The following is a 25065-nucleotide window of genomic DNA, read 5'->3' as shown; positions in this document are numbered from 1 at the left end:
GGAACCCACCTGTCGGCGAGTTCGATTCTGTAAGGTGGAGACTAGTTTCCGCGATACAGAATTTCAACGGTTTGTTGATGCGATCGCCGGGACTCTACTCCTCCCCGACAGCGAAGGGAACGCCGGTGGTTCCGACCCCCGACACAGCATCGACGACAGGCACGGACCGCGCGACCGGCGGCGTGCAGTCCGTCGAGCGCGCCTTCCAGCTGCTGGAGGCGCTGGCCGACTCCGGCGGCGTGGCCACGCTCAGCGAGCTCTCCGCCAGTTCCGGCCTGCCGATGCCGACCATCCACCGTCTGGTTCGTACCCTCGTCCAGCAGGGCTATGTCCGCCAGGACACCGCGCGTCGCTACACGCTCGGCCCCCGGCTGATCCGCCTCGGCGAGACGGCCGGACGACTGCTCGGCAGCTGGGCCCGCCCGTACCTGGCCGAACTCATGGAGGCCACCGGCGAGACCGCCAACCTGGCCGTACTGGAGGGAGGCGAGGTGGTGTACGTCGGGCAGGTGCAGTCGCGGCGCTCGATGCGGATGTTCACCGAGGTCGGCCGGCGGGTGCAGCCGCACTGCACCGGCGTCGGCAAGGCGCTGCTCGCCCAGCTCCCCGAGGACGAGGCGCGCGCCATCCTCGGCCCCAACCCGCTGCCCGCGCACACCGAGTACACGGTCACCGACCCGCAGGAGCTGCTGCAGCAGCTCGCCGAGGCGCGCGAGCGCGGCTACGTGGTCGACGACCAGGAGCAGGAGATCGGCGTCCGCTGCATCGCGCTCGCCGTCCCCGGCGCACCGACGCCCACCGCCCTGTCGGTGTCCGGCCCCGAAGCCCGCATCCGGGCGCTGGAGGAGCAGACCGGCGCGTCCTCGCTGGTGCCGGTGATGCACCACATCGCGACCCGGCTGGGGCAGGTCCTCGCACCCTGACGCCTCGCCAGAACGACGCTGCTGCGCGGGACGTCGGACCGGTCGACTTCCCGTGCGCGGGTTCGCCCGTTCGGGCGGACGGCGGGCGGGTTGCGCCGTACCCCCGGTGGCGGCTCGGCCACCCTGGTGCGGACGCGGCCCGCGACGGCGCGGGCCGCCGGAACGCAAGGGCACGGGTGAGCGGCGATGGAGCGCAGCGATGCGGGGCGCGACTGTTCTGGACACGGGGACGGCGGCCTCAGGGACGGCGGTCTCAGGGACAGCGGCTTCCGGGACGGCGGCTTCCGGGTTGGCGCCTGCGGGGACTGGGGCTACGGGGAATCCGGTCGCGGCCACGCGGCGCTCGGCAGTTCGGCGTACGGGGAGTCGACGTACGGGGAACCGGTGCGCCGGGGGTTCGGCGGGGCCTGGTTCGTCGCGGCCGTGGCGGCGGGTTGCGCGGCGGCGACGCTGGCCGCCGGCCCGTCCTGGGCGCTGCGGCGGCCCGAGCCGCGGCCGGCGGTGGACGTCAGCGTCGCCGCCACGCCGTCGCACTCCGACCTGGAGGTGGTCCGGATGGACCCGGACGCCGCTCCGCCCGGCGGCACCACCACCGTCCACGCGTTCGTGGCCAACGGCGGCCCGGACACCACCGCCTCGCCGTTCACGGTCGTGGTGACGCTGCCGGACGGGGTGACGCCGGAGGGCCCGTACTTCCCGTCCGACTGCGAGGTGCTGCGGGACGGCCGCGAGGTGCGGTGCGTCTTCGGGCCCGGCCTGCCCCCGCTGCGTACCGCGACCGCGCTCGTCCCGGTCCGGCTGGACCCGGGCCTGCCGGTCGGCCGGCTCGGTGGCGGCGCGGTCGCGGTGCGCAGCCCGGACGACCGGAACGAGCGCAACAACCGGCAGCCGTTCGACCTCACGGTGGTCGAGACGGCTGCCGGTTCCTGACCGGGCCCGGCCGGCGGTCACCGGTACGCGGTGGTCACCGGTTCGCGGGTAGCGGCACCCGGTTACCGATTACTGGTTACCGGTACACGCGGACGTAGTCGGCGGCGAAGGTGATCGGGGCGGTCCCCTGCGGCGCGGGGTGGTACTGCCCCGCGCCGACCGACAGGTTGAGGATCAGGTACGCCGACCAGTTGGCGCCGACGCCCTTGCCGTCCGAGAAGACCTTGACGCCGTTGACGTACCAGTCCACCGAGGTGGCGCCGTAATACGTCCCGATGGTCACCCACTGGTCCTTCGCGATCGCGCTCGCGTCGGTGTAGTACTTGGGGTTGCCGGGGTTGACGTGGTTGGTCAGCTCCAGCAGGTTCGGGTTGTCGGGGTGGTACTCGAAGGAGTCGACCTCCCCGTTGCCGTTCTTCCAGGTCCAGAGGGCCGGCCAGGCGCCGGAGCCGGACGGCAGCTTGACCCGGGTCTCGGCGTAGTCGCCGGTCTTGACCTGGAAGCCCTCGCTGGAGCCCTCGGTGGTCAGGAAGCCGGTGTTCCAGGCCTGCTTGCCGTTCTCCAGCGTGCTGCCGCTCGGCGCGGCGGTGAAGGTGGCGACCCCGTTCGCGACGCTGACGTTGTTCTTGTTCAGCCAGTCGAGCTTGTTGTCGTCCGGGTTGTGGTTGCCGTACTTGTACGAGCTGGTCTTGTCGCCGACCCAGCGCGAACCCCAGCTGATCGGACTGTTGAACTCGTCGGACCAGGTCAGCGACTTGCCGGCGACCGGGGAGACCGGGGTGCTCGGCGACGGACTGGCCGTGGCGCTCGGGCTGCTCGTCGGGGAGGGCTTCGGGGTCGGGGTGGCGGTCGGCTTCGGGGTGGCGGTCGGCTTCGGGGTGGCGGTCGCGGTCGGAGCCGGCGTCGCGGTCGGAGCCGGGGTCGAGGTCGCGGTCGGCGCCGGGGTCGGAGTCGAGGTCGGCGCCGGGGCGTTGGAGACCACGAGCTGCTGCGAGGGCAGGTTGTGCCAGGCCCCGCCGAGGTCCTGCCAGAAGCCGAACTGGGTGTACGTCCCGGCCGGCAGGGTGCGCGCGCCGCTGGTGAAGTTCAGGCCGCTCGGGCAGATCCGCGCGTTGGAGGCGTTGCCGGGGAAGTCGAGGTTGGCGCCGGACGCGTCCCGGACGCCCACGCCGACGGTCTTCGCGGTGAAGCAGGCCGAGGAGTGCAGGGTCAGCGAGGCGGTGGCGGCCTTGGTCGCGACCATGGTCGCCGGGGCCAGCCGGTCCTGGGTGACGGTCGGAGCGGTGGCGGCCTGGGCACCGGTGACGGCCGGCAGGCCGAACAGTCCGGCGCCGGTGATGGCGAACGCTCCGGTGGCGGCGAGAGTGGCGCTGCGGCCCCGGTGGGAGGGGCGGGCGTGACGCGGCGCGCGGCGACGGGCAGGCTGGTGCATGGGAGTGTCCTCTGCGACGCCTGCGAGGTGAGCTGTCGGATTCGGGCGGAGGTGGCCCGGCCGTCGGTGGAAGCGGCTTCACCCCTAGCCACGGCCCGCACGCGGGAGCGTACGGGCCGGGCGCTGACCTTGGTTCCCCCGCTCCTGTCCGTTGTGGTGCTCGATTGCCGACCGGCGGGTGGACAGGACTCGGCGTCCCGGCGGCGGAGTCCGCGAGAGCGAACGACCGTTGCAGGCTAGGCAGACCGTACGTGAACGGACAACCCGGCCGGGTCGGTTGTCGCACAGCTCACAGTGGTGTCGATCAACGACGCTGTGTGGTGGATCCGTTGGGGTCGATCAAGGGATCGGCGGACCAGGGAAGCAGCGGATCGGAAGCGGATCAGCGGACCAAGGGATCAGTCGAGCCAGCCGTCGACCTGGCTCTCGGCCTCCGGCGCCCAGGCGAGTTCCAGGTGGTTGAGACCGGCGAGGAGCCGGGTGCCGCCGATCGTCGCGACACCGGTGGTGTCCAGGGCGCTCGCGGTGAACACGATGCCGTCGCTGGGCCCCCGGTTCTCGTTGAGCACGCCCGGGATGTCGGCCGACCCGCCCGCGAGCAGGTAGGTGCGCACCGACGCCGGGACTCCGGCCTGCTGCAGCGGCGCGATCAGCGACCCGGCGTCGATCGCCGCCTGGATGCCCTGGCCGGAGGTGTAGAAGCCCTGGCCGCCGTAGTACGTGGTCCACCAGTCCTGGGAGGTGCCGTCCACCCCGTACCGGCCGTCCCAGCGGGCGAGCAGCTGACGCTGTCCCGGGTAGCAGTCGTGGCCGCCGGTGGGCAGCACGCCGAGGCAGGGCTGCGCGGTGTACGTGCCGTAGCAGGTCATGTACAGGTGCGGGGACGGCGCGTTGGCGGTGCCGCCGCAGGCCGGCCAGGCGGCCAGGTCGAAGGACCAACCGTGCGCGTACACGTAGTCGAGCCCGCCGTTCGGCCCGCCGAGGGTGATCAGGCGGCGCACGTCGCCCGCGTACGCCCTCCCCCAGGACGGGCGCACCGAGGACACGTACGCCCGGGCGGCGACCTCGCCCTTGCTCCACGCCACCACGTCCACCTGGGAGACCCCGAGCCGGGTCCGGATCAGCGCGACGGCGTCGCCGACGGTCTGCGCCTGGAGCAGGTTGTCGCCCTGTTTGTGGGCGAAGCCGATGGCGAACACCCGGTGGCCGGTGCCGGCGAGGTACTGGGCCAGGCCGGTGGACGGGCAGGCGGAGGCGCCGCAGGTGCCGCTCTCGGCCGGGTTCGCCCAGGCGCGGTCGACGTTGTCGTTGGCGCCGTGGACCAGCAGGACGGGGGTCTGGCGGCCGCCGGTGTCCCAGCCGGTCGCGGAGTACAGCAGGAAGCGGCCGGAGTAGGGCTCGCCGGTGCCGCCGAAGTACGTTCGGCGGGCGCCGTCCTGGTCGCCGCGACCGTCGGCCGGGTACTGCTCGGCGCGGAAGCCGGGGGTGGTGTCGAGGTAGCGCTCGACCTTGGCCCAGCCGTTGCCGGGGGCGGGGAAGGTGGCTTCCAGGGCGAGGGGGGCGGCGGCGGCTTGGGCGGCGGAGGTCTGCGCGGTAACGGCTTGCGCGGTGGCGGCCTGCGCGGTGGCGGCCGCTTGGGCCGTGGTGGGGGTGCCGAGGAGGAGGGCGGCGAGGGTGAGCAGGACGGCGGACAGCGCGGTGGGGGTGCGGCGCGGCGTGCCGGGTCTCGGCGTGCGGGGTCTCGGCGCTCCGGGTCTCGTGGGGGTGCGTCTCATGGGGGTGGACGGTAGGACCGGCCCGCGGCGGGCGCCCAGGTGCCGGTCATACACCCCGGAGGCCGGCACGGTGGCGGCCGGTGCCGTGGCGCACTGCCCACGGGCGCGCCTGCTCGGCTCACCGGGTCGGATAAATTGGAGGTCCGACATCTTCCGCAGTGCACAAGACCGCCGTGCACGGCCTCACGGAAACGAGGTACCGCCCCACCATGACCGCGCCCCTGCCCGCCTTCGCCGGCCGCACCTACCTCTTCCGGGCCGACAACGGCGCGGCCTTCCGCAACACCTATTCGGCCGACGGCCGGCGGCTGCGCTGGGAGGGCCTCGGCGAGTCGGCGGGCCAGTGGGAGGACGTGCTACTGCACGTCGCCGAGGTGGCACCGGAGATCTACTTCATCAGCTGGACGGAGCAAAGCGGGATCACCGTCAGCCACGTCATGGACCTCGGCCGACTGACGGTGCGCGCCTTCTGGACGTACGAGGGCGAGGGCGGCCGGGTCGGCGAGCTGCACACCGGGACGCTGGAGCGGGTGGTCTGAGCCTCGCCGCTCCCGCGCCCCGGGGCTGGTCCCCTGCTGTCGGCCTTGCCTGCCCGTTGATCCGCTCGGATCAGCTAGATCCACTGGGTCCACCGGGTCTGCTGGGTCCGCTGGAACTGCTCGGGTCTGCTCAGACGGTCTGGTTCGGCACCTTGAGGTGCTGGGACAGCCACTCCAGCGAGGACGGCAGCAGGGCGCTCCAGGTCTCGAAGTTGTGGCCGCCGTTCTCCAGCATGCTGTAGGAGGCCTTCATCGGGGCCTGCACCGCGTCGACGAAGGCCTCGGTGTCGTGCCGGTAGTTGCCGTCGCCCTTCTTGGTACCGGCCAGCAGCACGGACACCTTCGGCTGCGGCAGGTTCTTCAGCCGCCACATCAGGTTGGCCTCGTCGCGGCGCTGCTTGCTGCCGCCGAAGAGGTCGCCCGTGGTCGGGTCGTCGGCGGCGTCGTAGTAGGCGGAGAGCGCGACGGCGGTCGGGAAGACGTCCGGGTGGCGCATGGCCAACTTGAGGGCGCAGTAGCCGCCGGTCGAGTTGCCCATGAAGGCCCAGGCCTGCGGGTCGGACGAGACCCGGAAGCTCGCCTGGATCGCCGAGGGGACGTCCTTGGTGAAGTACGTGTCGGACTGCGCTCCGCCCGGGATGTCCTCGCACTCGGTGTCCTGCGGCAGGGCCGGCGAGGGGCGCACCATGACCATGACGGTCGGCTGCATCTTCCCCTCCTGGAGCAGCTTGAGCGCCGCGCCCGGGTAGTTGAACCGCGTGATCAGGTTCTCGGCGAGCCCGGGGAAGCCGGTGCTGACGATCACCGCCGGGAACTGCCGCTGCGCGTACTCCGGTTGGAAGTACTGCGGCGGCAGGTAGACGTACCCCTCGGTGGACAGCCGGCTCGCCGCACCGTCGATCCGCACCTTGCGGATCTCGCCGGACTGGCTCGGCTCGCGACCCATCGCGCCGCCGCCCTTGACGGAGGCGTGGCCGATCGTCTCCACGAGCAGCCGACCGGACGCGTCCGCCTTGTTGTGGATCACCACCGGGCCGGTTTCGCCGGTGCCCAGCAGGTCGTCCCAACTGCTGTAGAAGGCGAAGTAGTTGTTCGCCACCAGGCCGAGCGCGGCAAGCACCGTGAGCTGGGTGGCGAGCAGCGCGCCGATCCGGCCGAGCACCGCCTGCCAGGTCTGCCTGGCGAGTCTTGGCCACAGCCAGACCGTGCCGGCCGTCATCACGACGGCGATCAATACGGTCAGCGCCAACACCTTGTGGCTCGTCAGACCCATGTCCTACTTGCTCCCACGCCTCGAACTCCCCGCCCCCTCCGCTCAGGACATCCGAGGTGGTCACCCCGGTTCCCCCGCCGGGGCGCGCGATCACCAACCCTAACGGGGCGGGGAGGCGGAACGGGCGACAGATGACAACTGACAGATGACAGATTTCGAAATCTGTTATCTGTTATCTGTCTGCTGTCATCTGTTCGCCGCCACCGGACCGCCGTCGCCCGCCGTCGACCGCCGACCCGACGGGCGGCTGGACTGCGGGATTCCGGGAGCGGGTGCGGAGGCGCGGGTCCGGCACGAGTACGACCGGGATCGGCAACCGCGAGAGCGGCAGCCGGAGTCGGGCTCACCCCTCCCGGTCGTAGAGCCGCAGCCCCGCCGTGAGTTCGCGCATGCAGCGGGCGCCGAGCTCCCGAGGGGACCCCGGACCGGCAGTGGGGGCGCCGGAGGAGGCCCACTCCTCCAGCGCGACCCGGATCGCAGCGGTCGCCGCGGCGGCGGCCAGGCGGATCTCCAGCGGGTCGGTGCCGTCCGGACACCGACCCGCGAGGACGACCCGCAGCCGCTCCTCGGAGTCGGCGTGGACCCGCTGCCAGGTGCCGTCGAGGCGCGGATCGCGCAGCAGGCTGCGGGTCCACTCCATCGCCTCGACGGCCTCGTCGTCGACCGGGGTCAGCGAGGACACCGCCGAGCGCTCCAGCGCCTCGCGCAGTGGCAGGTCGGCCGGGGCCTCGGCGAGCTGGTCGACCCAGCGCCGCCCGCCCGCCGCCAGCAGCGGGGCGACGGCGTCCTCCTTGACGGAGAAGTACCGGTAGAAGGTGCGCAGCGAGATGCCCGCCGCGAGGGCGATCTCCTCGGCGGTGACCGCCTCGGCCCCCCGTTCGGCGAAGAGCGCGGCGGCGGTGCGGGCGATGTCCATCCGGGTGGCGTCCCGGCGGCGCTGGTTCAGGGTGGGTCGTCCGGTCACAGGGCCAGCCTACGCGGGTCGATGCCACTGTGGCACGTCGCGCCGTAATGACATCCATGGACTTATTGGCACGTTATGCCACTCAGGCGTAACGTGTCTCCTGAGGTCGAGAGGCCACGAACGAACGGAGTACCACCATGGAGCGCTTCAGCGGACGGAACGTCCTGATCACTGGCGGCGGCTCTGGCATCGGCCAGGCCACCGTGCACCGGATCCTCGCCGAGGGCGGGAAGGTCGTCGCCGTCGACGTCAACGAGGACGGCCTGAAGAAGACCCTGGACCGCGCGACCGCCGACGGCACCGCGGACCGCCTGACCATCCAGGTCCTGGACATCTCGGACGAGGCGTCCGTCACCACCGGCGTCGCGGCGGCGATCGGCGGCCTCGGCGGGCTGGACGTCCTGGTCAACGCGGCCGGCATCCTGCGCTCCTCGCACACGCACGAGACCAGCCTGGAGTTCTGGAACAAGCTCCTCGCCGTCAACCTGACCGGCACCTTCCTGATGACCCGCGAGGCGCTCCCGGCGCTGCTCGCGGGCGGCGAGGGCGTGGTGGTGAACTTCAGCTCCACCTCCGCGAGCTTCGCCCACCCCTACATGGCCGCGTACGCCGCGACCAAGGGCGGCATCCAGTCCTTCACCCACGCCATAGCCTCCGAGTACTCGAAGCAGGGCCTGCGCGCGGTCTGCGTCGCGCCGGGCAGCATCGACAGCGGCATGACCCACAACCCGGGCCTGCCCGCCGATGCCGACCTCAGCCTGCTCGCCAAGCTCGCCCCGGCCCTCGGCCAGGGCTTCGCGGGCCCGGAGACGGTGGCCGGCGTGATCGCGATGCTGGCGTCCGACGACGGCGCGTTCGTCACCGGCACCGAGCTCCGCATCGACGGCGGCACCCACATGTGATCCGCCGGACGGCATGACGACGCGGGGTCTGGGCCACTCCTCCGAGTGGTTGGTGGCGCAGGCCCCGCTGTCGTGTCGCGTGACGCCCGCCTCAGGGCTCGGGACTCGGGGCTCATGACCCATGGCTCAGCCGAGGCCCCCGTGCCGGGCGGCGGCGATCGGCCCCGCTTATCTGGCCCTGCGCGCGGCCGCGTCGGCGGGCGGCGACCTGCTGACGGCCTCCGCCCGCGCCGCCGTCCTGGACTCGCTGGACGCCTGGGACGGCACCCACCCGCCGCTCGGCGGCGACCCCGTCGGCCCGCACCTGGCCGGGCTTGCCGTATCCGAACGGCCGGCCGCCCGGCTCGCCCTGCTCACCGCCCTCGCGCCGTACCGGCTCACGGAGGCCGACGTGTCCGCCTGGCGCGCCGTCCGCCCTGCGGCCGACGGCGGGGCGGAGGAGCGCGGGGAGGGGCGCGAGGTGGCGGACGAAGAGCTGACGTGACTGCTCGCCTTCGGGGCGTTCGCAGCCGTCGGGCGGGTGGCGGGGTGGATCGGTGGGTGACCGATCGGCCCGTCCGACCGTCAGCGCAGCGGCTTCGCCATCACGAGCTCCCGGGTGACCCCGTCGGCGAGCGGTTCGCCGGGTTCCGCGAGCGCGGTGAAGCCGTGCCGGCGGTAGAGGGCGAGCGCGGGCTCGTTGCCGGGGATCACCGCGAGGCGCAGCGTGGTGCCGCCGGATGCGCGGGCCCAGCGCTCGACCTCCTCGATCAGGCGGTCGGCGACGCCCCGGCCGCGCGCCTGCGGTCCGACCCACACCGCGCGCAACTCCCGTACGCCGTCGGCGCCGGGGACACCGTCCGCCAGGCCGACCGGGGTGCCGTCCGGACCGTCCAGCAGCGCCGCGACGTGGTGGGCGCCCGGAAGGTGAAGCCGGGCGCGCCAGCGTTCCTCGCCGCCGTGGTGCCAGTCCGCGAGGCGGGCTTTGAAGGCGTGCGGCGCGTCGGTCAGGGCGGCGATGCGCAGGTCGCGCCAGAGCGGCCAGTCGTCGGTCGTGAGGATTCGCAGGATCACCATGGTCGTCACGGTAGAGCGCGGGTGGTGGGCCCTCGCCACAGGCCGTCGCCACAGGCCCTCGCGGAGGGCCGGTCCTGTCGCGGCCAGTCGGCCGGGCGGCCGGGCGGCCGGGCGGGGTAGGCCTGAGACGGTTCAGGGTGTGCGCCAGTCGGCGGCGAAGGCGGCGGCCGGGTTGGCGGTGAGCAGGAGGTCCAGCAGTTCGCGGCCGAAGGTGCGGGCGAGCCGTGGGGCGAGGTCGGTGAGCAGCCGGGTCGGGCCGTCGCCCCGGCGCGCGGTGCGGGTGGTGGTGTCGGCGCCGAGGAGCAGCTGGGAGGCGTGGCCGGCGTCGACGAGGTCGGCGATGACGTCGAAGGCCTGGTGGTCGGCCGGGTGGTCGGCCCGGGAGGGGCTGTCCAGCGCGAGGTGGACGCCTTCCGCGGCGAGCTCGCGGTGCAGCCGCACGTCGGGCAGCCGGGTGAGGTGGCCGAGGATGATCTGGTCGGGCGGGACGCCGTGCCGGGCGTGCAGCCAGCGCATCACGAAGTGCGGGTGGGCGCCGGGTTCGAGGTGGACGGCGATCGGGGCGCCGGTGGCGTGGTGTGCCTCGGCGGCCGCGGTCATCACCCGGCGGGTGTGCCAGGTGGTGGTACCGGCGTCGCACGCGACCTTGATCAGGCCCGCCCGGACACCCTCGGAAGCGCCGTGCGGTTCGGTGGGCGGCTTGGTGGGCGGCTTGGTGGGCGGCTTGGTGGGCGCCCCGGCGGCTGGTTCGGTGGTGAGCCCGGTCGTGAGGTCTGAGATGAAGCGTTCGGCGAGCCCGTCGTACAGGGTGGGGAGGGTGTCCGGGTCGTAGTGGGCCGCCTGGTGCAGGCCGGTGCCGGCGACGACGTGGACGCCGGTCGCACGGGAGAGCTTCGCGAGCGAGCCCGCGCCGCGGCCCATGCCGTACGGGGTCCACTGGACGAACGAACGGCCGCCGACCGCCGCGAATGCGCGCAGGACGCCCTCGGCGGCGGCCGGGTCGTCCAACTCCTCACCGGGCAGCAGGGGGCTGCGGATGAAGAGGTGGTCGTGGGAGTCGGTCACGCCGAGTTCGGCGGGGTCGAGGTCGCCGAGGACGGTGCGGACCGTTCGGACGGTGTGGACGGTGCGGACGTCACGGGTCATGCCTGGCCCTCCCGAGTGGGGGCCGTCTCAGTCGGGGCCGCCACGGTCGGGGCCGTCTCGGCGAAGGTGGCGGTGGCGACGCGCAGGCCGGCCAGGGCCTTGGGGACGCCGACGTAGGGGGCGAGGTGGACGATGACCTCGGTGACCTCCTCCCTGGTCATGCCGATCCGCAGGCTGTTGCGGACGTGGTCGGCGAGCTGCGGCTCCACGCCGCCGAGGGCGGTGAGCGCGGCCAGGTTGGCCACCTGGCGGTCGCGCAGGGCGAGGCCGGGACGCTGGTAGGTGCCGCCGAAGAGACTGGTGACGATCCAGTCGGGGAAGCCGGGCGCGAGGCTGTCCAGGCCGCCGAGGGTGGTGGCGGCGACCGGGCCGGCGAGGTCGGCGAGGAGGGCGTAACCGGCTTCGCGGTCCAACGGGGCGGGGGTGAGGTCGGTCGGCGTCATCGGGGCGGGGGCCGGGGCGGCGGGGACGGCGGGAGTGGTGGGAGTGGTGGGGACGGCGGGAGCGCTCATCAGGGTGGCGGAACCTTTCACCAGTGCCGGCCGCTGGGCAGCCGGTCGAGTTCGGGACGGGACAGGTGCAGCACCTGGTAGCGGGTGCCGGGCGCGTCATCCGGGGCCGGGCCCTGCCAGAGGGCGAACCGGAGCAGCTCCCAGCGGTACGGGTCCACCGCGACGGCCGCGGTGTGCAGGGCGGGGTGTGCCGGGAACCCGGCGAGGGCCTGCTCGACCGCCTCGGCGGGATCGGCGCCCTCGGGGAGCCGAACGGTGTGGCGGGTGGCGGTGGTCGCGGGGGCGTCCGGCGCAGCGCCCCGGGCCGGACCGCTGCCGTGGGCCAGACCGGCGCCGAGCCAGTGCCGGACGGCAGGGCGGCCGAAGTCCGCGCTCAGGCCGCGAAAGCCCGGGCCCCAGAGGAAGCTGTTCATGCCCTCGGCGGTGCGCCAGAGGTAGAACGGCGCGTACTGGTTGACGGGCGACCCCTCGTGGCCGCGCTCGCGGACCAGGTACGCCTTGAGCCCGAGGCCGGGGTAGGCGTCCAGGAGACGGCCCTTGTCGGCGACGCGTTTGCGGATGATCCCCATGTCGTAGTCGGCGGGGAGGGTGATCTCGTACTGCATGGCGTGCACGGCGGGTCTCCTCGGTGGTCGGATCCTCGGGAGGTCGGGCGGCGCGCGGTACGGCGCAGTGCAGCGCGATACGGCGCAGGTCCGGCGCTGGACGGCGCGGTGCGGCGCGTCAGGTCGTACGGTGCGCGGCGAGCAGGCCGAGGGCGCCGCGCACGGCCTGTTCGAAGGGCTCGGCCCGGCCGGCCGCGCGGGCCAGGACGTAGCCGCCCTGGACGACGGCGACCACGGCGGCGGCGGTGTCGACCGGGTCGACGCCGAGCACGAGTTCGCCGGCGGCCTGGCCCTCGGCCACCAGTTCGGCGATCCGGTCGCGCAGCCAGTCGAAGGTCTCCTCGACGGGGGCGCGCAGCCCGGGGTCCGCGATGACGTCCGGATCCTGGGCCATCCGGCCGATCCTGCAGCCGCGCAGCACGTCACGGTCGCGGAGCAGATAGGCGGCGATGCGGTCGTACGCCGTGCCGGGGGCGGACAGGTCGGCCTCGGCCACGCCCCTCAGCTGCTCGGCGCTGCGGCGCAGGGCGGTGGCGGCGAGGTCGGGCTTGCCGGTGAAGTGGTGGTACATGCTGCCCTGGCCGACACCGGCGCGCTGCTGGATGGCCTTGGGGCTGGTGCCGACGTAGCCGCGCTCCCAGAGGAGTGCCTGGGTGCTCTCGATGAGGCGGTCCTGGGTGGTCATACGGATCACTGTACATACCAGTAGGTACAGAAGGCCAGGGGTCACCTGGCTGCGACCGGGGCGCAGGGCCGGCCGGCCCCGTCCGGGGGACGGCCAAGGGCCGTGCGCCGCCCCCCGGCGGCCACGGCCCTTGCCCGCTCGTCTCCCCCTCCCCGCCGGCCGCCACTCCATCGCGACCGGTGGCGCGCGTCACGTCGGGCGGGCGCTCACGGCAGCTCGCGCCGGATCACCGGGGCGACCTCTGCGGCGAACAGCTCCAACTGCTCCCACTGCGCCCCCTCCGTCAACGCGTCGATTCCGATGCCGACCACCTCGTTGCCGAAGGCCTCGTGATAGCGGTGGATCTTCTCGACCACCTGCTGCGGGCTCCCGACCAGAGCCGACCCGTGCTCCAGCGCGTCCTCCAAGGACGTGAACGGGGACTTGTTGTGCCGGCCGGCCGCCGAGTCGAACATCGCGTTCCAGTACGGACGGAAGCCCTCGACCGCGTCCTGCGAACGCTTGGCGACGTACAGCCCGCCGAAGCTCGCGCCCACCCGGGCGTCCCTCGGGTCCCGGCCGTAGTGCACCCAGCGTTCGCGGTAGTGCTCCACCAGGGAGCGGTACTTGGCCAGCGGGTGGAAGGAGTTGGCGGAGAAGAGCGGATCGCCGTAGCGGGCGGCGAGGTCGGTTGACTGCGTGCTGGTCGCGCTGCCGTGCCACACCGGGATCGGATCCTGGAGCGGGCGCGGCGAGACGGCCGCGTCCTTGAGCGGCGGACGCGTCGACCCCTCCCAGGTCACCCGCTCCTCGCGCCAAAGCCGCCGCAGCAGCTCGTAGTTCTCGGCGAGCGCGTCCCACTGGCGCTCCTCGGGGAGGCCGAACAGGTCGAAGTGGCGCGGGTCGTTTCCCTTACCGATGATCAACTCGACTCGGCCACCGGAGAGTTGGTCAAGCAGGGCGTAGTCCTCCGCGACCCGGACCGGGTCCAGGATGCTCAACACCGTCACCGTGGTGAACAGTCGGATGGTGGAGGTGCGGGCCGCGATCGCGCTGAGCAGCACCGGCGGCGCCGGGGAGAGGAACGGCGCACCGTGCCGCTCCCCCACGCCGTAGCCGTCGTAGCCGAGTTGCTCGGCCGCGACCGCCTGGTCGATGACGTTCCGCAGCTTCTCCTGCGGGGTGCGCTGGACGCCGGTCACGGGATCGGGGCCGTTGGCGACGAGGGACGAGACGGTGAACCGCACGGCGGTCTCCTTGGGGGCGCTCGATGGGATCTCGGCGCGGAACCCGGCCCGCGAGGCGCGGACACGGCTGCCGAGGGGCGGGACGGCGGCCCGCGGGAAGCGCCGCGCTACGGGCTGCGCTCCTGCGGGCAGCACCGGGAGGGGATCGCGGCGGAGCGGCTCTGGGGCGGCGTCAGCGCGAGGTGCTGCGGCGGCGGCGACAACAGCGGGGCGCGGCGGCGGTGACGGTCGGGATTTCAGCGGTGCCGGAGGTTGTGACGGCGGCAATGACGGCGGCGGTACCGGCGGTCGCGGTTGTGGTGACGGCCCGGACGGTCATCGCGCCTCCCCCTTCGCCTCGCAGTTCGCCTCGCACGCGTACGATCCTCCGCGAGCATAGGCACCGGTCAGAAACGGGGCAAGGGCTTGATCCACCGGCGGCGGCTGGCAAGATGTCCGGCATGAGCTACCTCGCCGCGGATGACCGCTATGCCTCGATGACCTACCGGAAGGCCGGCCGCAGCGGCGTTCAGCTGCCGGCCGTCTCGCTCGGTCTCTGGCACAACTTCGGTGACGCCCAGCCACTGGAGGTCCAGCGCGCGGTGTTGCGCCGCGCCTTCGACCGGGGCATCACCCACTTCGACCTCGCGAACAACTACGGCCCGCCGTACGGCAGCGCCGAGCGCAACTTCGGCTACCTGTTCGCTCAGGACTTCCGCCCGTACCGCGACGAGCTGTTCATCGCCAGCAAGGCCGGCTGGGACATGTGGCCCGGCCCGTACGGCAACGGCGGCAGCCGCAAGTACCTGCTGGCCAGCCTGGACCAGTCGCTGGGCCGGATGGGGCTGGACTACGTCGACGTCTTCTACTCCCACCGCTACGACCCGGACACCCCGCTCGAGGAGACGATGGGCGCGCTGGACAGCGCGGTCCGCTCGGGCAAGGCGCTGTACGCGGCGATCTCCAACTACCCGGCGGAGCAGCACCGGGAGGCGGTGGCGATCCTGCGCGAGCTGGGCACGCCGGTGCTGCTGAACCAGTCCGCGTACTCGATCCTCAACCGGTACGTCGAGGAGGGCGTGCTGGATGCGGTGGGCGAGACCCAGACCAGCCTGATCGCCTACTCGCCGCTCGCTCAGGGACTGCTGACGGACCGCTACCTGTCGGGCGAGGTGCCGGCCGGCTCGCGGATGTCGGTCGGGCGGTTCCTGACCGAGGAGGCGCTCACCGGACTGAAGCTGGAGCAGCTGCGGGCGCTCAACAAGGTCGCCGAGCGCCGCGGGCAGACCCTGGCCCAGCTCGCGCTGTGCTGGGTGCTGCGCGATCCACGGGTGGTCTCGGTGATCATCGGCGCGAGCAGCGTCGCCCAGCTGGACCAGAACATCGACGCGCTCGCGGGCGGCCCGCTGACCGAGGAGGAGCTGGCGGAGATCGACCGGCTCAGCCGCTGAGCGGGGAGCGCCGGGGGCGGGTGGACGACTGACAGATGACAGCTGACAGATTTCATCATCTGTCAGCTGTTATCTGTTAGTCGTCAGCCGGTGGCCGGTGGCCGTCAGCGGCGGATGCCCAGGGCGGGCAGAACCGTCTCTGCCACGCGGTGGGCCTCCTCCAGCAAAGGGTTGCCGGAGAGGATGAAGGTGTCGACGCCCAGCGACTCGAACTCCTGCAGCCGCTCGATCACCTGGGCCGTGGAGCCGACCACCGCCATACCGGGGCCGGGACGGAACAGGCTCATCCCCGGCCAGAGGTTCGGGTAGGCCTCCAGCTCCCGGGCCCGCGCGGGCACCTTGCCGCCGTGCTGGCGGAACTGCCGCTGCCAGCCGACCCCGTCCTCCCCCTTGGCCCCGCCCAGCTGCCGGGCGTACGTGGCCTCGCTGGTGACGTCGAGCAGGCGGTCGGCGGCCGCCCAGGCCTCGTCCTCGGTGTCACGGACGATCAGGTGCAGCCGGAGCCCGATCCGCAGGCTCCGGCCGTGGGCGGCGGCCCGGTTCCGGACCAGGTCCAGCTTCTCCTTGAGCAGGTGCGGCGGCTCGCCCCAGGTCAGGTAGACGTCCACGTGCTCGGCGGCCATCTCGATGCCGGCCGCCGAACTTCCGCCGAACCAGAGCGGGATACCGCCCGGCTGGACCGGCGCCAGCTCCCGCAGGCTCGCACCGGCGTTCTTCAGCTCGTAGAACTCGCCCTTGTGGTCGAAGACTTCGCCGGCCGTCAGGCGCTTGACGATCGACCAGTACTCGGCGCTGAGCCGGTAGCGGTCGTCGTGCTCGACGTCCAGGCCGTACTCGCGCAGTTGCGCGGTCGAGCCGTTGACCACGTTGAACCGCAGCCGGCCGCCGTGCAGATGATCGAAGCTGAGCGCCATCTTCGCCAGCAGGGTCGGCGAGACCAACCCCGGGTGAACGGCCAGCAGCGGCTTGAACTCCGGGGTGGTGGCCGCCGCCAGCGCGCTGCCGAGCGTCCACACGTCGTACAGGTCGGTCGCGAGCAGGGCGCCGCTGTAGCCCAACCACTCGACGCTGCCCGCCAGTTGCTGAAGGTACCGGAGGTCCACCGGGCGTCGGCCGGCCGGCTCCCACGGGTAGTGGCCCTCGCGCGGGATGATGTACCAGAGGACTTCGGAGGCCACGGCTCAGACCGCCTTGGCGAGCGCGGCGGCCACCGGGGCCTCTAGCTCGGGCAGATGGGCGTCGGCGACGGTCAGCGCCCGGTCGATGAACCCGACCCCGTGGAAGATGTCCGCGGCCTCCTGCTGCTCGGCGATGAACCCGGCGGTGGCGGGCTCCAGTTGCCACGGCAGCGCCTCCAGCGCGGTCTGCCAGTCGCCGGCCGAGCCGCCCAGCTGCTCCGCCGCGATCGCGGCCGCCTCGGCCGGGTGGACGGACACCCAGGCGTCCGCCCGGCGCAGCGCGGTGGCGATCGCGGCGACCACCTCGGGGCGCCCGGTCGCGAAGGCACGGCGGGTGAAGAACACCGAGCGGTCGGTGATGACGTCGCCGGTGCGGATCAGCTCGCGAAAGCCGCCGCTGCGGCGGGCGGCGGCGAGTTCGGCGCCCTGGGCGATCCACCCCGCGATCTCACCGTCGCGCAGGCGCTGCGCCTGGTCCTCATCGGCCGCCGGGCGCACCGGAGTGATGTCCTCGGCATACGAAAGTCCCTGCGTGAGCAGGGCCTTGGCGAGCAGGTGGGTCTGCCAGGATCCGATGCCGAGCACGACGGTGCCGCCCCTGAGGTCCGCCACCGTCCGGACCGGGCCGGAGTCCAGCACCAGCAGGGCGCCGTGGTCGGGGCGGGGCGCGGAGACCGCCGCGTACACCAGGTCGTGGCCGGCCGCCTGGGCGGTGACCGGCGGGGTCGAACCCGTGCCGCCGAAGTCGATGGTGCCGTCGGCGAGCAGCGCGCCGGTGCGGGTGCCGTCGGCGTAGTGGTGGAAGGCGCCGGTCTCGCCGAGCGGGGCCAACTCCTCGTCCAGGTAGGGCAGGCGGGCGAGGTAGTAGAGCGAGGGGTTGCTGGCGTGGACGCCGAGGGTCACGGTCATCTGTTCAACTCCGGTGGTGCGGGCGTGGGTTGCTTCGGAACGGATCGGTGGGCGGCCGGCGGATCAGTGGACGCCGAGGTCGGCGAGCAGTCGGCGGCGCAGGTCGGCGAAGGCCGGGTCGGCGGGGTCGCGGGGGTGGTCGACGGTGACCGGTTCGTCGCGCACGAGCAGGCCGTCGCGCAGGACGGCGACGCGGTCGGCGAGCCGGACGGCCTCCTCCACGTCGTGGGTGACCAGGAGCACGGCGGGACGGTGGCGGCGGACCAGGTCGCCGACCAGGTCCTGCATGCGCAGTCGGGTGAGCGCGTCCAGCGCGGCGAACGGCTCGTCGAGAAGCAGCAGTTGGGGTTCGCGGACGAGCGCCCGGGCGATGGCGACACGCTGCGCCTCGCCTCCCGAGAGAGTGGCCGGCCAGGCGTCCGCGTGCTTCTCCAGGCCGACCTCGGCGAGCGCCTCGAGTCCGGTCTCCCGCGTCGCGGCGCCGCGCGGCAGACCGACCGTGACGTTGGCCAGCACCCGCTTGGACGGGACGAGTCGGGGCTCCTGGAAGACCACCGTACGGACCGGCGGAACGAGCACGGTGCCCTCGTCGGCCTGGTCGAGCGCGCCGAGGATACGCAGCAGGGTGGTCTTGCCGGTTCCGCTGGCGCCCAACAGGGCGACGAACTCGCCTCGGGCGATGGAGAGATCGACGCCGTCGAGGACGGCCCGGGTGCCGAACACCCGGCGCAGGCCGCGTAGATGGACCGCCGGGGTGGTGGCCGTGGACGTGACGGTCGTGGACGTGACGGTCATCGGGCTGCTCCCTGGACGGCCTGGCGCCACGGCATCAGGAGGCGTTCCAGAACCCGGACGACGGCGTCGGCGGTGAGGCCGAGCAGTCCGTAGATCAGGATGCAGACGGCGAGGATGTCGGTGCGCGAGTAGTTCTGTGCCTGGGCCATCAAGTACCCGATCCCCTCGGTGGAGTTGATCTCCTCGGCGGCGATCAGGGCGATCACGCTGAGCGTCATGGACAGGCGCAGCCCCGACAGCAGGGCGGGCAGCGCGCCGGGCAGGACGACGGTGCGCACGATGGCCCAGCGGCCGAGCCCGAAGCTGCGCATCGCCTCGACCAGCTTGCGGTCGGTGTTGCGGACTCCGCCGGAGGTGGACACGTACATCGGGAAGCTGGTGGCGACGCCGATCAGGGCGACCTTCGCGGTCTCGGTGATACCGAACCACACCATGAACAACGGCACCAGCGCCAGGAACGGGACGGTGCGCAGTACCTGGATCGCGGAGTCGAGCAGCTCCTCGCCGAGCCTGGTGAAGCCAGTGACCACGCCGAGCACCAGCCCGGTGGTGGCGCCGAAGAACAGGCCGAGGCCGGCCCGGGTGAGGGAGACGCCGAGGGCGTCGGTGAGCTGGCCATTGCCCCACAACTCGCCGACGGCTTCGGCGACCTGGGCGGGCGAGGCGAGGACGTCCTGGGTGAGGGCGCCGGTGGCGGAGGCGAGTGCCCAGCCGCCGAGCAGGGCGAGCGGGCCCAGGGTGCGCAGGATCACGGCGAGGGCGCGCGGGCGGGGCCTGGACCGTCTGGTGTGCGGGGTGACCAGTCCGGCGTCGAGGGCGGCTCGGGTATCGGCGGCGGTGCGTTCGGGGGCGGCCGTGGTCACTTGGCACCGTCCCCGAGCTTGTTGATGTCGATCAGGTAGGGCTTGACGTCCACGAGCTGCTTGGTGACCTTCTGGTCGGCGAAGAACCGGGCGACGGTGCCGAAGCGGGCGGTGTCGGTGTCGGTGATGGCGTCCGCGGCGGCGCCCTGCCCACTGACGTTCACCGCGATGTCCTTCTCGGCGGGGGTGACGGCGGTCGGACCGGAGTCGGTGAAGACGTTGAGGTAGGCGGCCGGGTCGGCCTTCTCCTTGAGGCCGTTCTCGCGCAGGTAGGTGTAGAAGGTCTTGACCACCTCGGGGTGCTTGTCGGCGAAGCCGTTGCGCACGGCCCAGACGGCGTAGTTGTCGGAGCCGACCTCCTTGCCGTTGACCAGGAAGTGCGCCCCGGCGTTGGCGATGGTGGGCGTGGAGAAGGTGTTCCAGGTCGCCCAGGCGTCCACCTGGCCGGAGTTGAAGACGCCGGCCGTCTGGTCGGCGCGCAGGTAGACCCGTTCGACCTTGTCGACCGGGACGCCGTTCTTCTCCAGTGCCTTGAGCAGCAGGTACTCGGCGGTACCGCCCTGGGCGACGGCGACCTTGCGGCCGACCAGGTCCTGGACGGTCTTGATGGGCGAGTCGTTCTTCACCAGGATCCCCTCGCCGACGCCGTCGGGCGCGGTCTGGGCGAACAGCTTGAAGCCGGGCTTCTGGGCGAGCGCGGCCACGGCCGAGGTGATCGAGCCCTGGGCGACGTCCAGTTGGTCGGCGGAGAGGGCCTGCGCGGCGGGGGCGAACGGGCCGGCGCTGCCGGTCCAGGCGACCTTGGCGTGGACGGCGGCCAGGGCCTTGTCCAGCGAGCCGTCCTTCTTGCCACGGGCGAGGAACCCGTTGTTCCCGGGGTCCGGCAGGCGGAGCACCACGTCGGCCTTACCGCCGGCCCCGCCGTCGGCGGAGTCCTTGGCCCCGTCGGCGGACGAGCCGCAGGCGGCCAGTGCGGTGGAGGCGAGCAGCGCGGTGGCGGCGAGGGCGAGGCGGGAGGTGTTCACGGGGGTCTCCAAACGAAGGACAGGTGACAGGTGACAACTTTCAAAATCTGTTATCTGAAATCTGAAATCTGTCCGCTGACATCTGTTAGTTGTGATCTGTCGGCCGGCTGGAGGCGCAGGGCCGCCGCAAGCCGGGCCGGGTGCCGCGAGCAAGCCGGGCCGGGCACCGCCGAGCGGCCCGGCGCTCAGCCGCCCGCCGTGGCGCGGCGCCGTTCGCGCAGCAGCTCGTGGGCGGCGCGCAGCGGCTCCGGGTCGGCCCAGGTGCGGATGTCGACCGGGGCGGCGAGGAATCCCCGCTCCCCGAGGAATCGTTCCTGCTGCGCCAGCAGTTCCAGGCGCTCCGCCGAGAGGTCCAGGTGCAGCGTGCGGTGGCTGCCCGGTGCGTACGCCCCGGCCACGCCCTCGGCGCCCGCGCCGGTCTCGGCCTGCAGGATCCGCACCACCTCCGCCGGGTGCTCGGCCGCCCAGTCCGCGGCCTCCAGCAGCACAACGAGGAAGCGGGCGACCAGTTCCGGCCGCTCGTCCAGCAGCCGCTGGTGGACGGTGACCGGTCGCGGCGTCCCGTTGTTGACCCGGGCCCGGCGCTCCGGCACGGCGTCCAGCTCCACGGCCACCTCCGCCCCGATCCGGCGGGCCGCCTCGACGGCCAGCGCCCCCTTCACGTACACGGCGTCCACCACGCCGTCCCGCAGTGCGGCCAGTTCGGCGGCCCACTGCCCGCCGCCGGGGGTACCGGGGACGTCGACCAGTTCGGCATCGTCCAGGGTGAGTCCGGCGAGGCTCAGGGCGCCGCGGAAGCCGGCCAGGGCCATGGCCCGCCAGAAGTCGATGCCGATCTCATGATGTGGGATCGCCAGCCGCAGACCGCGCAGTTGGTCGGGCCCGGTCACGCCGCTGCCGGCCCGGACCAGGACCACCTGGCGCTCCTCGATCCAGGTGAGGCCGATCAGCCGGGTCTCCTCGCCCCGCGAACGGGCCCACAGCGCCGGAACGTTGCCGCCCTCGCGGAACAGTCCGGTGAGCGCGTGGGTGTAGTGATGGTCGGCGGCCACCTCCGGCGGGGCGTCCTGGAGCGAGCGGACGGCGATCCCGTCTGCGGCGAACTCGCGTGCGAGCCGCCCCTGGTCGGCGGCGATCCCGGTGGCGGTGGGCACCGGGCAGCGGGTGAACCAGAGGGTGTCGGGGGCGCTGGGGGAACGGCTGGGCACGGTGTGGTCCTCTACGGAGGGCTTCGGCGGGCGCCGGAAGGCTGCGGGGCTGGGCACGCCACACGGGTCACGGGTCCCGGAGCGTCGGGGAGTTGAACGGTGCGGGCACGCCGGAACGTACGGCGCGAGGGGAGCGTCAGCGACAACACGCGCAGGAGGCGAGGCACCGGTGGGTCGTCACGGCGTCGCTCCTTCCTGCGGGCTGGGGGTGCGGTGGTGCGCCGGACGGGGCGTCCGGCGCGATGTGAGGAGCGTTCCACGCCGGACGAGCCGAGGGCAAGGTTTTGCCACATGGTGGGATCACTTGTTCATCAACGCCATTCCATTGCAACGTCGTCGACACAATCCCGCAGCACCCGCTGCCCTACGCTGAGACTCCTCACCGGTGGTCCAGCCGGATTCCCGAACCGAAACGCGAGGTGCCATGGCCGAGGCCGCCACCGCCGTCCAGAGCCCGCCGGCCGGTGCGCAGGCCGTCCAGCGCGCGCTGGGGCTGCTGCACTGTTTCCACGACAACGGCCCCGACCTGAGCGCCTCCGACCTGGCCCGCCGCATGGACCTCTCGGTCTCCACCGCGCACCGGCTGGCCCGGACGCTGGTCAGCGCCGGTTTCCTGGAGCAGGACGAGCAGACCGCGCGCTACCGGCTCGGCCCGGCGGTCGCCGAACTCGGCCAACTCACCTTCCACCAGCGCGGGCTGCACCTGGCCGCACCCGAGCTGGACCGGCTGTCCCGGCGTACCGGCGCGACCGCCGACCTCGCGATCCGCAGCGGTCCGCACGCGGTGATCCTGGTGGGGGCCTCCGTCCGCCCGGACACCGGTCTCGGCTTGCGCCGGCCGCTGCACTCCACGGCGCTCGGCAAGGTGCTGCTGGCCTGGCCGCGCCCGGGCGAGCCGACGGTGTCGGCGCTCGGTCCGCTGCCGTCGTTCACCGACCGGACGATCACCGAACCGGCGCTGCTCGACGAGGAGTTGGCGAAGGTCCGGTCCGCCGGGCACGCGCTCAACGACGGCGAGTCGGCCGCCGGGGTGCGGACGGTGGCCGTGCCCGTCCTGGACGGCGCGGGGCAGGCCCGGTTCGCGCTCGCGGTCCGCTCGACCCCGGCACACCTGACCGACGACCGCCTGGACTGGTTCCTCGGCCACGCCCGCGCCTGCGCCGACGCGCTCGCCGTCCTGCTCCTACCTCCCGATCAACGTGCCTGACTGACAGTCAAATCAGCGCAGCGGACCGCCCGTTCCACGGGAGAACGGGAAGTCCGCTGCGACAGGGCGCCGATGGCCGATCAGTTGGCCGGGGTGTACTTGTAGCCGACCCGGCGGACCGTCACGATGGTGCCGCGGTAGGCCGGTCCGAGCTTGCGGCGCAGCCGGGCGACGTGCACGTCGACCGTGCGGCCGTCGCCGACGTGCCCGTAGCCCCACACCGCCGAGACGAGGTGGTCCCGGGTGTGCACCCGCTGCGGGTGCTCGGTGAGGTGCGCGAGCAGCTCGAACTCGAGGTACGTGAGGTCGAGCAGCCGCCCGTCGACGTAGGCGTTGCGCCGCTCGGTGTCGACGGCGATCCCGCGCCCGGCCGGGCGGACCGGACGGACGCCGACGGGCGCGGACACACCGCCCGGCACACCAGCGGGCGCACCGCCGGGCACGCCCGAGGGTCCACCGAGGGAGGAGCGAGTGGACGCACCGCTGGCCACCGCCGCCGGAGCGGTCGCCACCACCGGGCTGTCGGCCGGCACGAGCACCAGGTACCCGACCATCGGACTCCCGGTGGAGCCGCCGAACTGCGCGCCGTACTGGGCGAGTAGACCCTGCGGCAGCGCGCCCTGCGGCAAGGCGGCGACGACGGTCGCCCCCTCGGGCAGCGCGGCGAGCAGGGCCTGCGGAGCCGGCGGGAGGAGCGCGCCCGGCTGGGGCACGACTCCCGCGCCCGCCGGACGGGACGGGGCCGCGTGGGAGGGCCGTACCGGAGCGCCGGGCCATCGTTCCGCGGCCGGCGCGCCGTGCGAGTGCGGGGAGGCGGAGGAGCCCGGAGCGCCGGCGGCGCCGGGGCCGGCCGGGATGACGCCGGGGACCGAGCGGACCGCGCGCAGGTGCGGGGTCGCGGTGGGCAGGGGCAGGGTGGCGGTGGAAGAGGAAGACATGGTGTGCCGCTCATTTCGCGCGTGACGGACGGGGTGGAGTCGTCTGCGCGTCGACCGGGCGTGCTGCGGGGCTGATCCGGAATCAGCCTGCGGAGGGCCGGGACGCGCTGGGCGAGCCCGGACACGTCTGATCGAACAGGTGCGGCTGCCGGGACGGCCAGAACGGCTCAAGGTCGAGGCGACCCTGGTGGCCGTCCCCGGCGCGGTCCGCGCGCCCGTTCCACCCCCTGGCCAGTCCACCGGCGCGCATCGCGGAGGCCGCCCCGGTCGTGCGGGGACGGCCGGCGATGCCGGGGGCGGGGCTGGTGCAGGCGATGTTCACTGGTGGTCTCTCCGCGAGGCGGGGCCGGATCGGCGGCCGCGGGCGCGCCGGATGGGGCGGGTCCGCTACGGCCTGGTCGACGGGTTTGGCGGTGCGTCAGACGGCGGCCGGGTGGGCCGGGAGCGTCGGGGACGAACCGGGAAGGGGCCGGCCGGTCAGCGACAACAGGCGCTGCAGATCAGCGCCTGGTCGATGTAGCGGCGGACGGTGAGTACCGGCGTGACGGGGGCGGGATCGGTGGTGGCGCGTCGCTGGCCGACGGTCATCCTGCTGCCCTCCCCCTGGCTCTGTGCGACGGCGCGCCATCGTCGGTGCGCGCCTGCGTGAACGGAACGTTTCCGGCCCTCCCGACGGCATGGCCGGGCGGCTTTCGTGCCCAGAGCCTTCCACGCCGCGCCGGTCTAGGCAACCTTCAGCGCGCCGAACGTCCGGGATGCGGACAGCCGAATGAGACGTCAGTCGGGTCGAAGGCTCTGTGGAGCCTCTGCGCGGGTGCCGTGCCCGGCCGATGCGCGACCATTCTCGGCCGGGCACGGCCCGAGCGCACCCGGGGTACGGCCGGGCACGACCGGCGCACGACCGGGGCACGGCCGGGGCACGGCCGGGGCACGGCCGGGGTATGACTCGGGCAGAGGCCGGACAAAGCTCCGTCAGGCCCGGGCCGGGGCGCGGTTGCGACGGGCGGCAGCGTGCTCGACGAGTGCGACCAGGAGGTCCTTCCCGTCCTCCCGTAGGCGCGCGTCGCACAGCAGTACGGGGATGTCCGGGTCGAGGTCGAGGGCGTCCCGGACCTCGTCCGGGGCGAACCGCTCGGTGCCGTCGAAGCAGTTCACCGCGACCACGAACGGGATGCCGCGCTGCTCGAAGAAGTCGACCGAGGGGAAGCAGTCGGCCAGCCGCCGGGTGTCCGCGAGCACCAGTGCGCCGAGCGCGCCACGCGCCAACTCGTCCCAGACGAACCAGAACCGGTCCTGCCCGGGCGTGCCGAACAGGTAGAGCGCGAGTCCGGGCCGCAGGTCGATCCGGCCGAAGTCCATCGCCACGGTGGTGGTCCGCTTCGCCTCCACGCCCGAGGTGTCGTCGACCGGGCGGCCCAGTTCGCTGAGCTCCTCCTCGGTGCGCAGCGGCCGGATCTCGCTCACCGAGCCGACCAGCGTGGTCTTGCCCGCGCCGAAGCCGCCCGCCACCAGGATCTTCACCGCGACGCCCGGACCGCCGCGCC

At 73.2% G+C, this 25065-nt stretch carries 26 protein-coding genes and 1 riboswitch; of the genes, 7 read left to right on the top strand and 19 right to left on the bottom strand.

Annotated features, from left to right (window positions below; genetic code table 11):
- Positions 1 to 125 precede the first annotated feature (125 nt).
- Complete coding sequence (locus P3T27_RS17455) at positions 126 to 923, top strand: IclR family transcriptional regulator (RefSeq protein WP_280679393.1); 798 nt, start codon at positions 126 to 128, stop codon at positions 921 to 923.
- A gap of 186 nt (positions 924 to 1109) precedes the next feature.
- Positions 1110 to 1853, top strand: coding sequence for a hypothetical protein (locus P3T27_RS17450; RefSeq protein ID WP_280679391.1), 744 nt, complete (start codon positions 1110 to 1112; stop codon positions 1851 to 1853).
- A 76-nt stretch (positions 1854 to 1929) separates the two neighbouring features.
- On the opposite strand, the gene P3T27_RS17445 is transcribed toward P3T27_RS17450, so the two are convergent.
- Together P3T27_RS17445 and P3T27_RS17440 are read right to left on the bottom strand one after the other, a co-directional pair.
- On the bottom strand, positions 1930 to 3285 hold the full coding sequence (locus P3T27_RS17445) for a glycoside hydrolase family 16 protein (RefSeq protein ID WP_280679389.1): 1356 nt from the start codon (positions 3283 to 3285) through the stop codon (positions 1930 to 1932).
- Between the two features lie 2 nt (positions 3286 to 3287).
- Positions 3288 to 3454, bottom strand: a riboswitch (cyclic di-AMP (ydaO/yuaA leader).
- 229 nt (positions 3455 to 3683) lie between these two features.
- Complete coding sequence (locus tag P3T27_RS17440) at positions 3684 to 5060, bottom strand: lipase (RefSeq protein ID WP_280679387.1); 1377 nt, start codon at positions 5058 to 5060, stop codon at positions 3684 to 3686.
- Positions 5061 to 5269: 209 nt separating this feature from the next.
- Here P3T27_RS17440 and P3T27_RS17435 point away from each other — a divergent pair, with 209 nt between their 5' ends.
- On the top strand, positions 5270 to 5599 hold the full coding sequence (locus P3T27_RS17435; RefSeq protein ID WP_280679385.1) for a MoaF N-terminal domain-containing protein: 330 nt from the start codon (positions 5270 to 5272) through the stop codon (positions 5597 to 5599).
- 130 nt (positions 5600 to 5729) lie between these two features.
- Here P3T27_RS17435 and P3T27_RS17430 read toward each other — a convergent pair whose 3' ends face one another.
- Together P3T27_RS17430 and P3T27_RS17425 are read right to left on the bottom strand one after the other, a co-directional pair.
- Positions 5730 to 6872 (bottom strand): alpha/beta hydrolase-fold protein, encoded by a 1143-nt coding sequence (locus P3T27_RS17430; RefSeq protein WP_280679383.1) that lies wholly within the window; start codon positions 6870 to 6872, stop codon positions 5730 to 5732.
- A gap of 343 nt (positions 6873 to 7215) precedes the next feature.
- Positions 7216 to 7836: a TetR family transcriptional regulator gene (locus tag P3T27_RS17425; RefSeq protein WP_280679381.1), complete on the bottom strand. Its 621-nt coding sequence runs from the start codon at positions 7834 to 7836 to the stop codon at positions 7216 to 7218.
- A gap of 137 nt (positions 7837 to 7973) precedes the next feature.
- Between P3T27_RS17425 and P3T27_RS17420 the strand changes: the two genes are divergently transcribed.
- Complete coding sequence (locus tag P3T27_RS17420) at positions 7974 to 8738, top strand: SDR family oxidoreductase (RefSeq protein WP_280679379.1); 765 nt, start codon at positions 7974 to 7976, stop codon at positions 8736 to 8738.
- Between the two features lie 121 nt (positions 8739 to 8859).
- A complete protein-coding gene (locus tag P3T27_RS17415; RefSeq protein ID WP_280679378.1) occupies positions 8860 to 9222 on the top strand; it encodes a hypothetical protein in 363 nt (120 codons plus the stop codon).
- 80 nt (positions 9223 to 9302) lie between these two features.
- Here P3T27_RS17415 and P3T27_RS17410 read toward each other — a convergent pair whose 3' ends face one another.
- From P3T27_RS17410 to P3T27_RS17380, 7 genes are all read right to left on the bottom strand, one after another.
- Complete coding sequence (locus P3T27_RS17410) at positions 9303 to 9794, bottom strand: GNAT family N-acetyltransferase (RefSeq protein WP_280679376.1); 492 nt, start codon at positions 9792 to 9794, stop codon at positions 9303 to 9305.
- A gap of 132 nt (positions 9795 to 9926) precedes the next feature.
- Positions 9927 to 10940 (bottom strand): phosphotriesterase, encoded by a 1014-nt coding sequence (locus P3T27_RS17405; RefSeq protein WP_280679374.1) that lies wholly within the window; start codon positions 10938 to 10940, stop codon positions 9927 to 9929.
- A complete protein-coding gene (locus tag P3T27_RS17400; RefSeq protein ID WP_280679372.1) occupies positions 10937 to 11452 on the bottom strand; it encodes a carboxymuconolactone decarboxylase family protein in 516 nt (171 codons plus the stop codon). The genes P3T27_RS17405 and P3T27_RS17400 overlap by 4 nt, the downstream gene beginning before the upstream one ends.
- A gap of 17 nt (positions 11453 to 11469) precedes the next feature.
- Positions 11470 to 12066: a DUF4865 family protein gene (locus tag P3T27_RS17395; protein WP_280679370.1), complete on the bottom strand. Its 597-nt coding sequence runs from the start codon at positions 12064 to 12066 to the stop codon at positions 11470 to 11472.
- Between the two features lie 109 nt (positions 12067 to 12175).
- The gene (locus P3T27_RS17390; RefSeq protein WP_280679368.1) at positions 12176 to 12742 is read right to left on the bottom strand and encodes a TetR/AcrR family transcriptional regulator; all 567 of its coding nucleotides are present in this window, start codon (positions 12740 to 12742) and stop codon (positions 12176 to 12178) included.
- A gap of 206 nt (positions 12743 to 12948) precedes the next feature.
- Entirely contained in the window at positions 12949 to 13968 is a 1020-nt protein-coding gene (locus P3T27_RS17385) for an LLM class flavin-dependent oxidoreductase (RefSeq protein ID WP_280679366.1), read from the bottom strand.
- Between the two features lie 172 nt (positions 13969 to 14140).
- Entirely contained in the window at positions 14141 to 14287 is a 147-nt protein-coding gene (locus tag P3T27_RS17380) for a hypothetical protein (RefSeq protein WP_280679364.1), read from the bottom strand.
- 121 nt (positions 14288 to 14408) lie between these two features.
- Here P3T27_RS17380 and P3T27_RS17375 point away from each other — a divergent pair, with 121 nt between their 5' ends.
- Positions 14409 to 15398 (top strand): aldo/keto reductase, encoded by a 990-nt coding sequence (locus P3T27_RS17375; RefSeq protein WP_280679362.1) that lies wholly within the window; start codon positions 14409 to 14411, stop codon positions 15396 to 15398.
- A 104-nt stretch (positions 15399 to 15502) separates the two neighbouring features.
- On the opposite strand, the gene P3T27_RS17370 is transcribed toward P3T27_RS17375, so the two are convergent.
- The 6 genes from P3T27_RS17370 to P3T27_RS17345 form a co-directional block, all read right to left on the bottom strand.
- A complete protein-coding gene (locus P3T27_RS17370) occupies positions 15503 to 16576 on the bottom strand; it encodes an LLM class flavin-dependent oxidoreductase (protein ID WP_280679360.1) in 1074 nt (357 codons plus the stop codon).
- A 3-nt stretch (positions 16577 to 16579) separates the two neighbouring features.
- On the bottom strand, positions 16580 to 17485 hold the full coding sequence (locus P3T27_RS17365; RefSeq protein WP_280679358.1) for an ABC transporter substrate-binding protein: 906 nt from the start codon (positions 17483 to 17485) through the stop codon (positions 16580 to 16582).
- Positions 17486 to 17548: 63 nt separating this feature from the next.
- Positions 17549 to 18280, bottom strand: coding sequence for an ABC transporter ATP-binding protein (locus P3T27_RS17360; RefSeq protein WP_280679356.1), 732 nt, complete (start codon positions 18278 to 18280; stop codon positions 17549 to 17551).
- Positions 18277 to 19143 carry an ABC transporter permease gene (locus P3T27_RS17355; RefSeq protein WP_280679354.1) on the bottom strand — a complete coding sequence of 289 codons (867 nt, stop codon included), beginning with the start codon at positions 19141 to 19143 and terminating at the stop codon, positions 18277 to 18279. Before P3T27_RS17355 ends, P3T27_RS17360 begins: the two co-directional genes overlap by 4 nt.
- On the bottom strand, positions 19140 to 20168 hold the full coding sequence (locus P3T27_RS17350) for an NrtA/SsuA/CpmA family ABC transporter substrate-binding protein (protein ID WP_280679347.1): 1029 nt from the start codon (positions 20166 to 20168) through the stop codon (positions 19140 to 19142). Before P3T27_RS17350 ends, P3T27_RS17355 begins: the two co-directional genes overlap by 4 nt.
- A gap of 185 nt (positions 20169 to 20353) precedes the next feature.
- On the bottom strand, positions 20354 to 21376 hold the full coding sequence (locus P3T27_RS17345; RefSeq protein ID WP_280679345.1) for an ABC transporter substrate-binding protein: 1023 nt from the start codon (positions 21374 to 21376) through the stop codon (positions 20354 to 20356).
- 424 nt (positions 21377 to 21800) lie between these two features.
- On the opposite strand from P3T27_RS17345, the gene P3T27_RS17340 reads away from it, so the two are divergent.
- Positions 21801 to 22583, top strand: coding sequence for an IclR family transcriptional regulator (locus P3T27_RS17340; protein ID WP_280679343.1), 783 nt, complete (start codon positions 21801 to 21803; stop codon positions 22581 to 22583).
- Positions 22584 to 22663: 80 nt separating this feature from the next.
- Here P3T27_RS17340 and P3T27_RS17335 read toward each other — a convergent pair whose 3' ends face one another.
- Together P3T27_RS17335 and P3T27_RS17330 are read right to left on the bottom strand one after the other, a co-directional pair.
- Positions 22664 to 23296, bottom strand: a complete 633-nt coding sequence (locus tag P3T27_RS17335; RefSeq protein WP_280679743.1) for a winged helix-turn-helix domain-containing protein — start codon at positions 23294 to 23296, stop codon at positions 22664 to 22666.
- 1197 nt (positions 23297 to 24493) lie between these two features.
- The gene (locus P3T27_RS17330) at positions 24494 to 25042 is read right to left on the bottom strand and encodes an ATP/GTP-binding protein (protein WP_280679741.1); all 549 of its coding nucleotides are present in this window, start codon (positions 25040 to 25042) and stop codon (positions 24494 to 24496) included.
- Positions 25043 to 25065 lie beyond the last annotated feature (23 nt).

It is taken from the genome of Kitasatospora sp. MAA19, from assembly GCF_029894125.1.
GTDB lineage: Bacteria > Actinomycetota > Actinomycetes > Streptomycetales > Streptomycetaceae > Kitasatospora.
Note: the sequence above shows the minus strand (reverse complement) of the source record. Positions and strands in the feature narration are given on the sequence as shown.

Bases quoted from the DNA above. Each gene is read 5' to 3' on its own strand.
- P3T27_RS17450 (WP_280679391.1), top strand. From the start codon at position 1,110: ATGGAGCGCAGCGATGCGGGGCGCGACTGTTCTGGACACGGGGACGGC.
- P3T27_RS17445 (WP_280679389.1), bottom strand. From the start codon at position 3,285: ATGCACCAGCCTGCCCGTCGCCGCGCGCCGCGTCACGCCCGCCCCTCC.
- P3T27_RS17440 (WP_280679387.1), bottom strand. From the start codon at position 5,060: ATGAGACGCACCCCCACGAGACCCGGAGCGCCGAGACCCCGCACGCCG.
- P3T27_RS17435 (WP_280679385.1), top strand. From the start codon at position 5,270: ATGACCGCGCCCCTGCCCGCCTTCGCCGGCCGCACCTACCTCTTCCGG.
- P3T27_RS17430 (WP_280679383.1), bottom strand. From the start codon at position 6,872: ATGGGTCTGACGAGCCACAAGGTGTTGGCGCTGACCGTATTGATCGCC.
- P3T27_RS17420 (WP_280679379.1), top strand. From the start codon at position 7,974: ATGGAGCGCTTCAGCGGACGGAACGTCCTGATCACTGGCGGCGGCTCT.
- P3T27_RS17415 (WP_280679378.1), top strand. From the start codon at position 8,860: ATGGCTCAGCCGAGGCCCCCGTGCCGGGCGGCGGCGATCGGCCCCGCT.
- P3T27_RS17410 (WP_280679376.1), bottom strand. From the start codon at position 9,794: ATGGTGATCCTGCGAATCCTCACGACCGACGACTGGCCGCTCTGGCGC.
- P3T27_RS17405 (WP_280679374.1), bottom strand. From the start codon at position 10,940: ATGACCCGTGACGTCCGCACCGTCCACACCGTCCGAACGGTCCGCACC.
- P3T27_RS17400 (WP_280679372.1), bottom strand. From the start codon at position 11,452: ATGAGCGCTCCCGCCGTCCCCACCACTCCCACCACTCCCGCCGTCCCC.
- P3T27_RS17390 (WP_280679368.1), bottom strand. From the start codon at position 12,742: ATGACCACCCAGGACCGCCTCATCGAGAGCACCCAGGCACTCCTCTGG.
- P3T27_RS17380 (WP_280679364.1), bottom strand. From the start codon at position 14,287: ATGACCGTCCGGGCCGTCACCACAACCGCGACCGCCGGTACCGCCGCC.
- P3T27_RS17375 (WP_280679362.1), top strand. From the start codon at position 14,409: ATGAGCTACCTCGCCGCGGATGACCGCTATGCCTCGATGACCTACCGG.
- P3T27_RS17365 (WP_280679358.1), bottom strand. From the start codon at position 17,485: ATGACCGTGACCCTCGGCGTCCACGCCAGCAACCCCTCGCTCTACTAC.
- P3T27_RS17360 (WP_280679356.1), bottom strand. From the start codon at position 18,280: ATGACCGTCACGTCCACGACCGTCACGTCCACGGCCACCACCCCGGCG.
- P3T27_RS17340 (WP_280679343.1), top strand. From the start codon at position 21,801: ATGGCCGAGGCCGCCACCGCCGTCCAGAGCCCGCCGGCCGGTGCGCAG.